General features: G+C 44.5%; 13 protein-coding genes. 2 read left to right on the top strand and 11 right to left on the bottom strand.

Features of this window, described 5'->3' with window-relative positions:
* Positions 1-109: 109 nt before the first annotated feature.
* The 3 genes from P364_RS0132955 to P364_RS0132945 all read right to left on the bottom strand — a co-directional run bounded on the left by P364_RS0132955 (position 110) and on the right by P364_RS0132945 (position 1850).
* A complete protein-coding gene (locus P364_RS0132955; protein WP_024634230.1) occupies positions 110-646 on the bottom strand; it encodes a GNAT family N-acetyltransferase in 537 nt (178 codons plus the stop codon).
* 65 nt (positions 647-711) lie between these two features.
* Positions 712-1095 (bottom strand): hypothetical protein, encoded by a 384-nt coding sequence (locus P364_RS0132950; RefSeq protein WP_024634229.1) that lies wholly within the window; start codon positions 1093-1095, stop codon positions 712-714.
* A 149-nt stretch (positions 1096-1244) separates the two neighbouring features.
* The gene (locus tag P364_RS0132945; RefSeq protein WP_024634228.1) at positions 1245-1850 is read right to left on the bottom strand and encodes a pentapeptide repeat-containing protein; all 606 of its coding nucleotides are present in this window, start codon (positions 1848-1850) and stop codon (positions 1245-1247) included.
* A gap of 220 nt (positions 1851-2070) precedes the next feature.
* Here P364_RS0132945 and P364_RS0132940 point away from each other — a divergent pair, with 220 nt between their 5' ends.
* Complete coding sequence (locus P364_RS0132940) at positions 2071-2484, top strand: MerR family transcriptional regulator (protein ID WP_024634227.1); 414 nt, start codon at positions 2071-2073, stop codon at positions 2482-2484.
* 10 nt (positions 2485-2494) lie between these two features.
* Entirely contained in the window at positions 2495-2851 is a 357-nt protein-coding gene (locus tag P364_RS0132935; RefSeq protein ID WP_029881494.1) for a DUF4260 domain-containing protein, read from the top strand.
* Positions 2852-3103: 252 nt separating this feature from the next.
* Here the strand turns inward: P364_RS0132935 and P364_RS0132930 are convergent, their stop codons facing one another.
* From P364_RS0132930 to P364_RS0132895, 8 genes are all read right to left on the bottom strand, one after another.
* Positions 3104-3817 carry a glycosyltransferase gene (locus P364_RS0132930; protein WP_024634225.1) on the bottom strand — a complete coding sequence of 238 codons (714 nt, stop codon included), beginning with the start codon at positions 3815-3817 and terminating at the stop codon, positions 3104-3106.
* Positions 3818-3952: 135 nt separating this feature from the next.
* Complete coding sequence (locus P364_RS0132925) at positions 3953-5050, bottom strand: Gfo/Idh/MocA family protein (RefSeq protein ID WP_024634224.1); 1098 nt, start codon at positions 5048-5050, stop codon at positions 3953-3955.
* Positions 5051-5062: 12 nt separating this feature from the next.
* The gene (locus P364_RS0132920) at positions 5063-5986 is read right to left on the bottom strand and encodes an AraC family transcriptional regulator (RefSeq protein ID WP_024634223.1); all 924 of its coding nucleotides are present in this window, start codon (positions 5984-5986) and stop codon (positions 5063-5065) included.
* Positions 5987-6005: 19 nt separating this feature from the next.
* Entirely contained in the window at positions 6006-7010 is a 1005-nt protein-coding gene (locus tag P364_RS0132915) for a Gfo/Idh/MocA family protein (RefSeq protein WP_024634222.1), read from the bottom strand.
* 200 nt (positions 7011-7210) lie between these two features.
* Positions 7211-7630, bottom strand: coding sequence for an arsenate reductase (thioredoxin) (gene arsC, locus P364_RS0132910; protein ID WP_024634221.1), 420 nt, complete (start codon positions 7628-7630; stop codon positions 7211-7213).
* Between the two features lie 25 nt (positions 7631-7655).
* Positions 7656-8951, bottom strand: a complete 1296-nt coding sequence (locus P364_RS0132905; protein ID WP_024634220.1) for an arsenic transporter — start codon at positions 8949-8951, stop codon at positions 7656-7658.
* A gap of 79 nt (positions 8952-9030) precedes the next feature.
* On the bottom strand, positions 9031-9357 hold the full coding sequence (locus P364_RS0132900; protein ID WP_024634219.1) for an ArsR/SmtB family transcription factor: 327 nt from the start codon (positions 9355-9357) through the stop codon (positions 9031-9033).
* A gap of 127 nt (positions 9358-9484) precedes the next feature.
* Positions 9485-14701, bottom strand: coding sequence for a S8 family serine peptidase (locus P364_RS0132895; protein WP_024634218.1), 5217 nt, complete (start codon positions 14699-14701; stop codon positions 9485-9487).
* Positions 14702-15121 lie beyond the last annotated feature (420 nt).

Here is a 15121-nt window from a genome sequence, read left to right as displayed (position 1 = left end):
ATGAAAAAGTTCATTTCGAACACAAAAAAGCCACGAATCTTCGTGGCTTTAGTCAATTTCCCGCTGGGTCAATTTCTGCTTAATCCTATTTCATATGTGATTTAATTAATCAGTATAGGTATCCTAAAAAATCGAGTTCTCCCTCACTCCAAGCCCTGGTTCCAACTTCTCTAATCATTAATCCCTCAACCTTCTGAACCCCAACCCCAATTGTAGTTAAGCTTTCATGGTCAATTTTTAACCATTTACATGTGTTGCTTACAGCTTTGAATCCATTTTTACGATACAAGTTCATATTATCAGCAAATAAAAGTACAAAATCAATATTTCCCTTAGTTAACTTTTCCACTTCACCAAGCAACAAAGAAGCGATCCCTTGGGAGCGATGTGTGATAGAGACACATAAGTCAATTATCCCTAATACTCTTACTGCTTCTCCGTTTAAATTCATCATCCTGTAGTCTAATGCTACATGTCCTATCAGTTGATTATCAGAGTTGAATGCCAATAATCTGCACTGTGGGATTTGCTTAAAAAACAATCTGTCTTTGGGATAGACCTCTGGAAAACTCGCAATAAGCAATTCTTGAAGATGTGTTATCCATTCTTCTTTCATCTCCATATCATAAGCTTTAATTATTTTCAAAAAAATTCCCCCTAATCCACTTCAGATTTCTCTATTTGAGCTCAGTTAACTTAGTGAAGATGAACTTACGGAATATAGGCATCCTCTACCTCAACCTTTGGTTCAATTCCGTCTATTATGTATCTTACGTTAATGACATTTCCTTTCTGGAAATGGGCGATATGTGTAACCGGAATAAAGGTCTCTACAGTCGCGGGAAAGGTACTGCCATCCACTTGGGTTACGGTCAGATCCATTCGCACTCCCGGTCTTCCATCCATACTGGATGAAGTCTGTATGATGTCATGAATAATCGCTTCTGCCGGAGTCCCATCCATTAAAATGTTTTTTCGGAGTTGTTGTTTCTTTTTAGCGCTGTGCACAAGTTTAAATACGGTAATCAAAATGATTGCACCCGTTAGAACTCCAAAACTAATGACTGCAATCACAGTAATCAATGTAGTTGACATGATAGCCTCCTTTTAATTGAAAGCTTACACAGCGCTCCTTAAAGTCAAAAAAGCCACCAAGTTTGGCGGCCTCCTGCAGGATATGAAGTTTATGGAAGTTTATGGACTTCAACCATACTGGCATAAACTATTCGTAAAACAGGTTAATCTTAATCTACTTTTGCACCATATGACCTTACAAACAGAACCGCTTGTTCCCGATCCAAACGTGCACCCTTGATATCCAATGATTTCAAATCGATTCCTTCCAGGTTAGCGCCCCTAAGATCGGCCCCCTGCAGCTTGGCTCTGCTTAAAACTACTCTTGTGAGATCACAGTCTCTCAAATCCGCTTTGGTAAAATCCGTGTCCGTAAAGTCGGCTTCAAAGAAACGAATTCCCCGCAAATCCTGTTTGCCCAATCGGGTATGTCTCAGATTCGTATAGGACCAATCGCCCTGACTAAGTGTAATTCCATCCATTTGCGCACCGGAAAAGTCCGACCCTGTCATCTTGCATGAGCTAAATTTGGAAGCAAACAGATTAGCACCACCGAAGGAACAATTTTCAAAAGCCGATTCTGTATGAATGGAACCATTCATGGAAGCGCCCTTAAAGTCACATTCGATAAAACGGCAGTTGCTTGTTTCGATTTCTTCCATTGAAGCATTCATAAAGGTACACTGTTTGAAAACACAGCTGATCAGTTCTCCATACCGTAAGTCCCGTCCTTCAAAATGCACCCCTTCGTATTCCTGATCCTTATATTGAAACATCACGTACACCCCATCTTGTATGATATCATGTGTTCACCATAAAAAGAGCTTTTTATAATATACCATACGGTTGTCAAGTACCGCTTAAACACCTGCAAAAGTCAAGGTTCTTATTTTTTAAAGACCTGTAACTAGCATAATAGGCCCGATCTCTTGTAACTATTTCTCTTGACCTTGGAGTTTACTCCAATGTTATGATCTTATCGGAAAGGAGGTTAATATGAAAATTACGGATTTTGCTAGCAAATATCAAATTCAAACGGATACAATTCGTTATTATGAGAAAGAGAACTTATTGAATCCGTTAAGGCGAGAAAATGGGTATCGGGAGTATGATGAAGAATGTGAAAAACAGCTACAGCTAATTATCGTATTAAAACAATTAGGTTTTACAATAAAAGAGATGCAACAATTACTTATATTACGAGACCAATCCATATCAACAGAATGTAACGATGCAACAGTAGGGTTATTGAATCAAAAAATAACGAAACTTGAAGAAAAAATTCAGTTTTACCAACAGGCATTACAAGTCGTGCAAACCATTAAAGAGCTTGCAAGTGAAGCGGTATATTCAGAGAATAAAGAAGTTATCGAAAAATTGTTACTTAGTTTATTCCAAAAGGATTCATAAGGAGAGAGATATGGTGACGAATAAACAAATCGTTCATGTAGAATATATATTAGCCGTTATACTTTCTTTTTTTATTTACATGCAGCTACACTTTCCAATTTGGTTGTTTTTTGTGCTTTTATTCGTTCCTGATCTTACAATGCTTGGTTACGCAATGAATAAGAAAATAGGTGCGATGGTTTATAATTTCGGACACACATTTATTTTTCCTCTGCTTTTAGCATTAAGTTACTTATATTTTTCAAACGATTATCTGCTTTTAGGGTCGATCATCTGGATAGCTCATATATGTTTGGATAGAGCAATAGGTGCCGGATTGAAATATCAAGATTCTGCATTTACTAGTACACATATACAAAAGCTTTAAAATTGCGGCTGCACTCATTGTACCGATAATTGAAATTGGAAGGCAGCCCTTGTGAAAAGTTGAGGAATATCTTTCTTAAATGATGATTAAACGAGAAGAATGAAGGCGCTAATTGGGCGTCTTCTTTTTCGCGCTAGGAAGGCTTCGGACGTGAAGTGGTTTCTGCTCTTCTATAGCTTGACCCGTTTTCCAAGCAAAAAAGAAGAAGCATCTGCACTGGACAGACACATCTTCTAATCTGGATTAATTCCTCTAGAATTCCTTATCCGCAAATAACCTGAAATCGTCCGTAATCGCTAAACTTTTGCTTCCTTCCAGGTAAAATTGATCATCTGCTCTCCAGGTATGACTTTGTTTGTTTTGTCTCCGGTGATATACATAGTTAAATGGCGACGTCGCATACGTTTTGAAACCCTTTTTTCTGCATTGTCTCAGAAAGGTTACATCTTCTCCAATAGAACGGTCCGTGAACCGGACCTTCTTTAAAATCTCCCTTTTGAACAGAAGTGTACCGCCTTGTATAAATTCCACATGTTTGTTCTTTTCACTGGGGGATCTGACCAACAACGTCTTTGAAGCACCTAAATAGACCAGACATGAGTGTTTACCAACGATATCACTTTGGGTCCGCTTGAGTTCTCTCACTTGTTCTTTCAAATAATAAGGCGAGTAGTAGTCATCATCATCAAATTTGGCAATCAACGGAAATCGGGCTCGGGTAATCCCAGCATTCAGACTTTGTCCGAGCGAGATTCTTTCTGGAACTTGATATACGGTAACATTTGCATGTTTTCGAACCCGGTTTCGATATAATTGCAGATTCATACTGTCATGATTCAGAATAATGATAAGCTCTTTTACTTTATAACGCTGCCGATTGAAATTTTGCAGAATATTATCAAAAAATTGTGCCCGATTGGTACATACAATGATGGAAACACCGTTCTCCGTTCTGTTATTAGCCATGACCTATGCTCTCCTCCACATATATGTTTTTTCATCATACGTACGGAAGTAAGACATGGTCTGGACAAAGTGATAGCGTATAAAAGACCAAAAACCTCTATCCTCCAATGAGGATAAAGGTTTCTGAAATTCATTCTATGCTTGATTGGATTCGTTCATATATACAGCTTTACCTGTACGAGCGGACTCATAGAGTGCCTCCAGGATTTGCGAAACCACCAAAGCCTGTTTAGGTGTTACTACCGGCTCCAGATCTTTATCGATTGCTTCAATCCATTTTCTCATCTCTATATCCGGAGCACTTTCACTCTTTCCATCATAGAAAGCAACCCCGCCTGCACTCAACTCAATTTCGTTAGTGTACAAACGGCTGAATTTCTCGCCATTGATGCGCAGGCCATTCTTCATATCGGCGCCTGCTTCGCTTCCGCTCAAGCTGCATTTTGCTTCATCCACATCCAGTGAATTGAGTGCCCAGCTGGATTCCAGCATGATTGTGGCACCATTCTCCATTACGATCATACCGAAAGCGGAATCTTCAACTGAGAATTTTTCCGGGTCCCATGGGCCCCAGGCATTCGCTGCATTTTCTCTTTGTGAAAGCTCGTGATACGTTGTACCCAGAACAACCTTCGGTTGATAGTTATCCATCATCCACAGCGTCAGATCGAGTGCGTGTGTACCGATGTCGATCAATGGTCCGCCGCCTTGTTTCTCCTCATCAAGGAAAACACCCCATGTCGGAACCGCTCTTCTTCTGATCGCATGTGCTTTGGCAAAGTAAATCGAACCCAGTTCGCCAGCTTCACACAGCTGCTTCAGATACAAGCTGTCTTCTCTGAAACGGTTATTGTATCCGATGGTCAGTTTTTTACCCGTACGCTCGGCTGCTTCAAGCATTTTTTGCGCTTCAGCAGATGTCTTGGCCATCGGCTTTTCGCACATTACATGTTTTCCGGATTCCAGCGCGGCAATTGAAATCTCAGCATGGGAGATATTCGGCGTAAGAACATGAACAATATCAATCGTTTTATCCTGCAGTAGCTCCTGATAATCTGTGTATACCTGTGCTTCGGAACTGCCATACTTTTCTTTGGCTTCATCTGCACGTTCTTGAACGATATCGCAAAAAGCAACCAGTTCTACATGTTCAAGCTTGCTCAGACTTGGCAGATGCTTGCCGTTTGCAATCCCGCCACAGCCAATAATCCCTACACGATACGTTTTACTCATATCCAATCACCCTCACTTTTGGTTTGGTTGTTTCATTTTACGGAAAGCCGATGGGGTCATCCCCAGACGCTTGCGAAAAACAGCATGCAAATAATTGGCATTGGTAAACCCTGAAGCCAGGGCAATTTGTTCAATGGAAACATGACTTTCTTCCAGATTGCGGCACACCGCGCGCAGGCGAATATCCTCCAACACACGGCTAAAAGGCATTTCTGGCTGTACCTGATAAAAGATTCGCTGCAATTGTCTGCTGCTGATATGCAGCTTCTCCGCTACATTCTCCAGTGTTACTGCGGAGGGATGATTCGCCTCCATATACTGAATGGCATAATCATACCTATACACAGACATGTCTCGAACTGGAGCCTCCGCCCGATTTCCCCCGATATCGTAGGCTCGGACGGTCTTGAGCAGAATACTAATTACCTGCTGCTTAATGGACGTGTAATAACCGATCAGTTTACGGTCACAAGCCTCATATGCTTCCAGGAAACAGTTCATGGCGCGATGATAGTCATGTACCGGAGCAAGAGGAAGCGTCCTAAGCTTTTCAATCGTTTCCTCTGATTCGGCTGCCTCCCATGGATCTACACCCTCTCTGGGATGTTCGATGATATCCACATGAAGACATAATTCATCCATAGCCTCCTGGGAATCCGCCTCCTGATAATGAACAAGACCCGGACCCGTTAGATACAGCATGCCTTCAGAGAGCGGATGCATCTCATCCCCCAGAATGACTTTTCCTTTCCCTCTCGGGATAAAATGGAGTTCGAATTCCGCATGGTTATGAAAATCAACGATTCTGCCAGCCGGAAAAGAAGTCAGATGAAATCGCAGAACCCGTATCTCGTAGTGTCCCCACAGGATCGAGACATCCAGTCTTTCCAGGATATCCTGTCGCTCAAGCATTTTCTCAAAAGGATATCGGCTCAATGCAGCACCTCCCAATATCCTATCCCTGTAAATCCTTTAAGGAGATTTTACGCCCTTCCCTCGCAGAAAGGTTGGCCGCCTCCATCAGGCGAGTTAACTGAGTAGCCGTCTGCAAATTCTCGCTAGCAATTGTATCGTTTTGAATATGGGATACCCACTGGCTGAATGCGCTTTCTCTTCTGTCCAGCAAAGGAATCTCCGTCCATTCTTTCTGTTGCTCCGAACCGACATTCGTGCGAATCAGCAGCTTCTCCTCCGGTGTTCCGTATAACAGCGTGCCCTCCGTACCATGAACCTCTATCGCAAATGGTGAATGACTGTTCACAAACCCAGCCTCAACCACACCGATCGCTCCGGAATCCGTAAATAAGGTGGCAACCGCGTTATCTTCCACTTCTTTTCCGGTTACATATCCGAAATTAGCATTAACCCCTGTCACTTCTTGACCCAGGAACAGATTCGTCAGATACATCGGATGACAACCGAGGTCAATCAATGCCCCGCCTTGACAATCTTCCAGATGATAAAAGTGCTCAGGCAGCCAGTTGGCAATAGCTCCGTTATGTGATAAACGCACACGAACATAAGTCACTTTACCAAGCAATCCTTGGTTCAGTACATCTTGAATCGTTAATGTATATCCATCGTTCAAACGAGGTAAAGAAACCGTCATTTTCACTCCGTTATCCTGTACATCAGAAATGATTGTATTAACTTCCTTCAAGGTTGAAGCGATAACTTTCTCTGTAAAAATGTGTTTGCCCGCTTTCGCGGCAGCAGTGATCACATCTTCATGAAGTCGTGTCGGTGCATCCACAATGACGGCATCGATGTTGTCCTGTGCCAGCATCTCTTCAAGTGAAGCATAGAATGGCACGTTCAGACGTTCAGCTGCTTCCTGTCCGCGCTCGGCATCTTCATCCCACACAGCAGCCATCACTGTATCTTCATGCTCCTGAGCCTGTTTAATATAATCCCAGGCATGTACGTGCCATAAGCTTACTTTACCTATTCGAATGGTCACTATGATTAACCTCCATACTATATGATATTCTGACATCTAACTATAAATTAACACAGACCTGATCTAATTTTAATAGGAACTTACGACAATAACTATATAAAATTACGACATCATTCAGATAAGTACTCACTTATAAATAAGCAAAAAGCTTTCTCCCACGGGATTGTGGCTGAGAAAGCATTTTTGCAAATAATAAATTGTTAATTGCCCGTTTCCGCAAACGTTTTAATTCGAAGTCCGATTTGGTCACGAACCTGTTGGAAGACAGCCCATTTCTCCTCATCCGTACCTATTGCTTTGGCAGGATCATCGAACCCCCAGTGCTCCCGTTTAACTTGTGGAGGTGTCATTGGACATTTGTCTGCTGCATCACCACACAATGTAACTACCAGATCTGCATTGTTTAGTCGTTCGGAGTCAATGATATCGGATGTCTGGGTGGAGATATCCATGCCTAATTCCTTCATAGCTTCAACCGCTTTTGGATTCAAACCGTGAGCTTCGATTCCTGCGCTATAAATGTTCCAATCCTCACTCAGGTATTTCTTGGCCCAGCCTTCGGCCATTTGGCTTCGGCAGGAATTGCCTGTACATAGAAAGTAAAGTGTTTTTTTGCTCATGCCATCGTCTCCTCGCTATTTTGAATTACAGAATGCTTAACCACAAATACAAGCCTATTAATGTAATTAGCAACGTTGGAACCGTAATAATAATACCTATTCTGAAATAAGTGCCCCAAGAAATCCTGACGCCTTTGGTGCTGAGAACGTGAAGCCAAAGTAATGTTGCTAAGGAACCGATCGGTGTGATTTTGGGCCCCAGATCCGAACCAATGATATTGGCATAAATGAGCGCTTCCCGTATGCTTCCTGTAGCTGTCGTTGCTTCAATGGCAAGCGAATTGATCAAGACGGTAGGCATATTGTTCATCAGTGATGAAATGAACGCAGCAATAAAGCCCATTCCAATGGTTGCAACCAACAACCCTTGATCGGCCACAGCCTGAATGGCGGCAGCCAGCAGATCCGTCAATCCCGCGTTTCGCAGACCATACACCACCACATACATGCCGATGGAGAAAAATACGATGGCCCAAGGAGCCTCCTTAAGAATCGATTTCGTCGGCACAGCAGAGCTGCGGGAAGCCACAACCAAGAAGAAAATAGCGGCCACACCTGCTACAAGGGAGACGGGAACACCTATAAATTCACTACAGAAGTAACCGGTGAGCAGGATTCCGAGAACAATCCATGACAACCCAAACATCTTCTTATCCTTAATGGCTGTAGCTGGAGGTTTCAATTGACGGCTATCAAACCGTTTGGGAATGCTCTTTCTGAAAAAGAGATATAGAACTCCTATGCTTGCAGCTAATGAGAACAGATTTGGTATGAACATTCTTCCTGCATACTGCATAAACGTAATACCGAAGAAATCGGCTGACACGATGTTGACCAGGTTGCTTACAACGAGGGGCAATGACGTCGTATCGGCGATAAATCCGCTAGCTATAATGAAGGGAAATACTTTTTTCTCATCAAAGTTTAGTGCACGTACCATAGCCAGTACTATCGGTGTCAGTATCAGGGCGCCTCCGTCATTGGCAAAGAAAGCGGAAACTATTGCTCCTAGAATTGAGACGTAGACAAACATCCGAACCCCTCTGCCATAAGCCGCCTTGGCCATATGTAAGGCAGCCCATTCAAAAAAGCCAATGCGGTCCAAAATAAGTGAAATTAGGATGATAGCCACAAAGGCAAGCGTTGCATTCCATACAATCTGGGTAACATCCCATACATCCTGAAGATGAACAACGCCTAAAAGTAATGCCAGAATGGCTCCCCCGCATGCGGACCATCCAATAGACAGGTTTTTGGGCTGCCAGATAACGAGGATCAGTGTGATCAAAAAAATGATGCTTGCCAACGCTGCCGTGAACAAACATTTCACCCCCTTTCCGTTAATACTCTGTCTTTAACATAGTTATATAATGATATACTTATATGTAAATCAAAAAAAGTTAATTACACTTGGACGATACCCCTTCCTTGTTTAATGACTTCAGGATAGCCGCTGTATCCGGCATGCAATCCAATGCAAGTTTAATATACGGCGTATCTTCGACATTCAAAGAATAATACACCCACTGTCCACGTTTGCTCTCTTTAACCAAACCCTGATCCTTTAATTTTCGCAAATGTTGGCTGATGCCAGGCTGCGACATATCCAGAATATCTACAAATTCACAAACGCACCATTCTCTATCTTTCAGGAGCGAGAGCATGGTCAGGCGTGTTTTGTCACCCAGTAATTTCAACTTATCCGCAGCGTCTTGAATGAAATCCATAGCCCTTCCCCCTCCTGTATGTAACTTATATAAGAACATGCTTATATTATAATGCGATGACAATAAAGTCAACACAAAAGACATCCGCCATGACAAGGCGGATGTCCATTATTTTGAAAGATGAAGTCTACTCGATCTGAGTTCCTGGTAACAGATTGTCATCATCCGAAGGTACATTTGTAACAGGCGCTTCGGCAGCAGATACAAACAACCGTCCTGGCGCCTCCACCTCTACTTTGTTACCAGCCGCATCCTGGGCGCGGATCACAATAACCCCACCCTCAAGCACAAGTGATGCAGATGTGGTATACGTACCCGTATAATGACCAGGTTCCGTTTCCACCAATGGAATCTCTCCCCCAGCCTGTGGAGTCAGATTGGATGGCAGTTCAATTCGGAAAGAAGCCTGAAGTTTGGGCTTGCTGTCGAACGAAACCGTTACGGTTTCTCCTGCCACAATCCGTACATCCTCAGCCGGAGAGATATTGGTCAGTTCAGGTAAAGACGTTTCCACATTAACCGTTCGGGTCACGGTTGTTTTATTGCCTGCAATATCTGTCGCTATTATTGTAATCGTGTTCTTACCCTCATTCACTAGTACGCGGTGATTAAAGCTTCTGTCCTGCTCCAATTTCACCTTTTGTCCGTTAATCGTCACCTTGTCAAGGAATTGATCCTGCACATTGCCGGTCACGTGAACCACTTCTGTGTTGATTCGACTTCCTTCCTCAGGTGTAAGAACCGTTAATACCGGTGCGGTCTGATCTAAGATGATCACAACCGGAAGCGAACGGTCTGTCGTTTTTCCATTAACTACCGCCTCGACAGTAAAGGCATTAACGCCTGATTGAAGCTGTGCATTATAAGTGAATTTCCCGTTCTGAACCGTTGTTGAACCCACCAATTTTTTTCCGTTATAAATTTTAACCTCTGCCCCATTCGCAGGAGAAGTTCCCGAAACGGTGAAGGCTGACTTATTGGTATACGTGTTAGCAGGTGTAGTGAGTACAGGTGCATTCACCGGATATTTAACCACTGCACGAATCATATAGTTCCCCTCTTCTGCTGGTGCAGTACTCCATACTCCGCCTACACGCTGCCAGCTCCGCCCTGCATTCACACCATTTTCATCAGTTGCAAGTCCCGGCGCGCTCGTTCCGACTGCAGTCTGCACATACACGATATAGAAATCGCCTTGTACCACTACAGGCTCAGGAAATTCTACGGTCGTCCACTGATCATTACGCAATGCCGTACCGTCGAATGGCCCCGCCAGTAATCGGCCTGGCGCTCCACCTGATCCGGAGGCGTCATAGACGGCATATTTGAATGCTGTTCCGCCGGGTACTGGCCACTCTGTATTCCAGAATCGAAGTGATGCACCTGTGAGCTGTGCTGTCTCCAATTCTGGCGTCATGCGTACAGCCCATGCGTTATCTGCGGCCACAAAGGCTCTTGCATTTTCAGCAGTTCCATCGTCATAAGCGATTTCACCAGGAAATCCGATAAATGGTTTTAAGGCAACTTTCGCTTCGACTGTACCATTTCCTGGTACCGTTACACTTACAGTTTTACTATAGTAGTCCGTCGCGATGATAGACAGCGTATAGCTTCCTTCCAGAACATCCAGAATGAACTTGCCGTCTGTGCCTGTACGAACTGCCCCTACTTGAGCATCTTCCAACACAAGAACGGATGCGCCAGCTAGAGGTTTTCCTGTCCGTTCATCACTTACAGTACCTTCAATCTTTCCTTGGGGAATGGTTTCCAGATTGAAGTTCGCTGTCGCTCCACTGCCGTCCGTGAGGGTTACCGTTTTCGTCTGAGGATAATATCCATAAGCCTCAGCCTTCAACGTGTAATCACCCGCCACGTGAGTAAAACTGTATTTGCCTGTTGTCGGGTCCGTCTTCACTGAACGCCCTGTTTCCAGAACGGTGACCGTTGCACTTGCAGGCAAGCTTTGCGGGGTTACAGAGCCTGTTCCAGGTTTCTGTACTTCCGGCTGCTCCTGTTTCGTTTTATTGAATTCAGCCTTGTCTGTACTTGAAACTTTATACCAAGGATTATCATATTCAGGTTTAGGCTTGTCACTGCTCAGAACAACCGCGGTATCTTTCGTAACCGTCTCAGCGGCGATACCCAGAATGCGGAAGTCATCGATATACCAGCCTTGCTTGACGACACTGCTGTCCGACGTCAATCTAAACCGGAATTGAACTTCATTTCCCTTCAATGCAGCCAGATCGTAGAATACCGGAGTCCATTGTTTCCCATTCGAAGAATGAGAGAATTTACCGAGCTCCGACCATGTATTGCCACCGTCCTTTGTAGCTTCGACATAACCATAATCATATCCACTTTCAATTTCATACCAATGATTGAACGTCAGTGTAGCTTGATCCACTTGAGTCAAATCCACGACTGGCGATACCAGAGAATAGTTTGAACCGTTCTCATAGGTGCTGTCTAGATCGGTCGCCCAAACATTCGGCTGAGAAACCGCACTGGCAGGACCAACGACAGGTACTCCACGTTCCCACTCGTCCTTGGTGCCCGAATGAGACCATCCATTGTCGCTATTGCCATCAAAGTGATCAATGAAGATATCTTCAGGGACCTCCACGGTCACGGATACCTCATTCGACTTGTCACTTTCATTGCCACTATAATCAAGCGCAGCTACCGTGTAATAATAAGTCGAATCGGTTACGGTCGCTGTATCCGAAAATGTCGTTGCAGATGTATTTCCAATAACCTCATAACCTGAGCCGGGATTCGTCGAACGATACACGTTGTAGGATTCCAGATCCTCATCGTCCGATCCCGTCCAGGACAGGTTTACGTTCCCCAGAATGTCAGCTGTAGCGGACAATCCGCTTGGCGCTCCCGGAGCAATATCATCTGGAGCTTGTACTGAAAAGTCATCGATATACCAACCAGCCTTTTGAACGGAATTGTCACTGGTCAGATTAAACTTGATAAATACCTGTTGACCAGCGTAGTCACGCAAGTCAATATATTGCGTTTTCCAGCCTCCACCGGCACCTGTAAAGCTCAATGCCTCTTCAAATGCATAGTCACTATCCTCTGTTGCAATGTACACCTTGCCAAAATCGATGTTGCTCTCCAAATCATACCAGTGCTTGAAGGATAACAATGCTCCTTCAGGGCTCTGGGTAAGATCAATTGGTGGTGCGAGCAAATAGGCATTGCTGTTGGCTGCATAAGTCCCAGTCAGATTGGTTGCAATCAGCTTATCACCGGAATAGGCGCTTCCCGGTCCACTTGTCGGTGCTCCCCATGTCCAGGTGTTGCCAACTCCACCTGAGGTGAAGCCCAGATTATCTTCCTCAAAATCCTGTAAATACCCAGGCTGCACTCCATTGGATACCGCAACCTTGTAAACTTCACTTTCGAATCCGTTATTACCATAATCATTGACCCGGATATAGTATTCCAAGCCCTGTGACTCGATGAGGAATGCCGGAATCGTCGCTGTGTAGGTTCCATCTTTGGCATCTCCAGCTATTCGATTCATCGGCAGATATACGTACTGGCTCGTACCCGTTGTTTTGGCGAATGCCTCCACTGTAGTTACACCGACATTATCGGTAACACGCGCAGTCAGTGGAATATCAAGCCCCGTAAACGCAGAGTTTACAGGTGTATGTTCCAGAACGGGTGCTTCCAGATCATCACCTGCTGTGACAACCCTCCCGGATACCGTGCCTATGCCTTCAAGCACGGAACCTACTGCATCCAGCGCATTAATGATACCGTGACCGTAGCCGTTATTTGGCGAGGTTGGATACCGGCTGTCTGTTCTCGGTGTCGCTGTATCCATAATAATCTGCTCCAACTGATCAACCGTAAGGGAATGATTGGCTTGAAGCAGAAGTGCAGCCAAGGCAGTTGTATGCGGGCCTGCCATGGACGTACCGTTCCAGCCACCCTCATATACTCCACCCGGAACGGAGGAACGAATGTTAACACCTGGAGCCGAAACTTCCGGCTTAATTTCCTCATAAGGGGAAGGACCAAGAAGGGAAAAAGAAGCCAGATTCCCGTTGATATCCGTTGCTCCGGTCGCGAAGCTCTCTGGATAGTTGGCAGGGTTCGCAACCGAACCTGGGCCTCCCGGATTCGTCAATGTTACATTGCCGGCTGAGAATTCCGGAAAGATCTGTGCATCACGCCAGACCTGAACCATCGGACGGAACCACTCGTCCAATCCAGGACCACCACCCCAGGAATTGTTAACCACATCCGGGGCAAGCTCAGGGTGCAGGTTTCCTTCGGCATCCACTGGAGCAATCAGCCATTGCCCGCCATCCAGTATAATGGCATCCGTCGTACTCGGATTGAAAATCCGGACGGCAATCCATTTTGCTCCGGGAGCAACCCCGATCTTATTGGTGCCATTGGCTTCGGAGCCTACCATGGTACCCATCGTATGTGTACCATGACCGTCTCCATCCGCAGGAAGAGAGGCATTACTATGGGGATCATACCAGCTTAGCTCGGGATCGACGATATTTCCCGAAGCATCGAGTCCTCTCCATTTACTGCGGAGCGCCGGATGGGTGTAATCGACCCCGCTGTCCAGGTTGGCAACTACGATTCCTGTACCGTCGATTCCTTTGTCCCAGACTGCAGGCGCGTTAATCGAATCGATGTTCCATTCAACGTTCTCTGTCTGCAGGCTCTTCTCATTAGCTGCTGCGCTTTCCTTTGTATCCGCTTCTTTGGCTGGTGTCTTGGCAGGCTCCGTTGCTGGGGCTGCTGTTGCCTTTTCGCTACCAACCTCAGTTTTTTGCATATAACGCTGCTCGTTAGGCAGTAATTTTTCCACCTCGGGAAGAAGTGCAATCTGTTCCATAACTTCTTTCGTACTTGTTACTGCTAGTGCATTAACGATGAAATAACTTTTATATTCTTTGACCTTGCCAAGGTCAAGTTCCTTCTCAAGAAAACTTTCCAGGGTGTATTGGGATCGCGAGGCCGTTTCTCGCAGAGAACTGACAACCGTGCTGCGCACAGACAGTTTCGTTGCCGAAGCCGTTTGCTTTTCGATTGTTGCCTTTTGCATAGCTTGTTTGGAGACAGAGGCTGTATCAACCTGTTCTTTCATTTTCACCAGATAAGTTACATAATCATTGCTCTCAAATTCCTTGCTCAGCTTGGCGTTCACTTTGGAGGTGGTGATTTTGTCTGAACTTGATTTCATGTCGATCTTCTGCGATGCGGCGTTATCAGCTGAAACCGGATGAATGATAGATAATGCAAGGAGAAGTGACAGGCCCATGGAGAGCGGCTTGCGTAAACGATTCATCTTTATCAAACTTTTCCACTCCTTTTACCCGGTTTTTGTAATACAGCGATTTACTGTATCCATTCCTTTAAACGAAACGATGAAGCAGCCTCAATATGGACAGACGTATTGCGTTCATTTACATCAAGCCTCACCTCCTTTACAGGACAGGTTATTAAATTACATCGGATGTGAAAGATTATAGATAGCCATTTTCAGCATATATGGAAGAGGTAGATTTGCATTCCAGCTCAATTCATCTTGTGAGCGGAAATGATTCGCATTCATTAAGGAGGGTAATCACCAGCGTTAGCAAGAACGCATACTTTTCAAGGGAGTATTATGGATATGGGTAGCTCGGGAGATTTCTTTAAATATGTACCAACACTCTTAAAATTACATATAATATAAAACTTAGAATTTAATTGTATTTTTATGGTATATTATAGA

This window comes from Paenibacillus sp. MAEPY2 (assembly GCF_000499205.1).
Classification (GTDB): domain Bacteria; phylum Bacillota; class Bacilli; order Paenibacillales; family Paenibacillaceae; genus Paenibacillus; species Paenibacillus vandeheii.
Note: the sequence above shows the minus strand (reverse complement) of the source record. Positions and strands in the feature narration are given on the sequence as shown.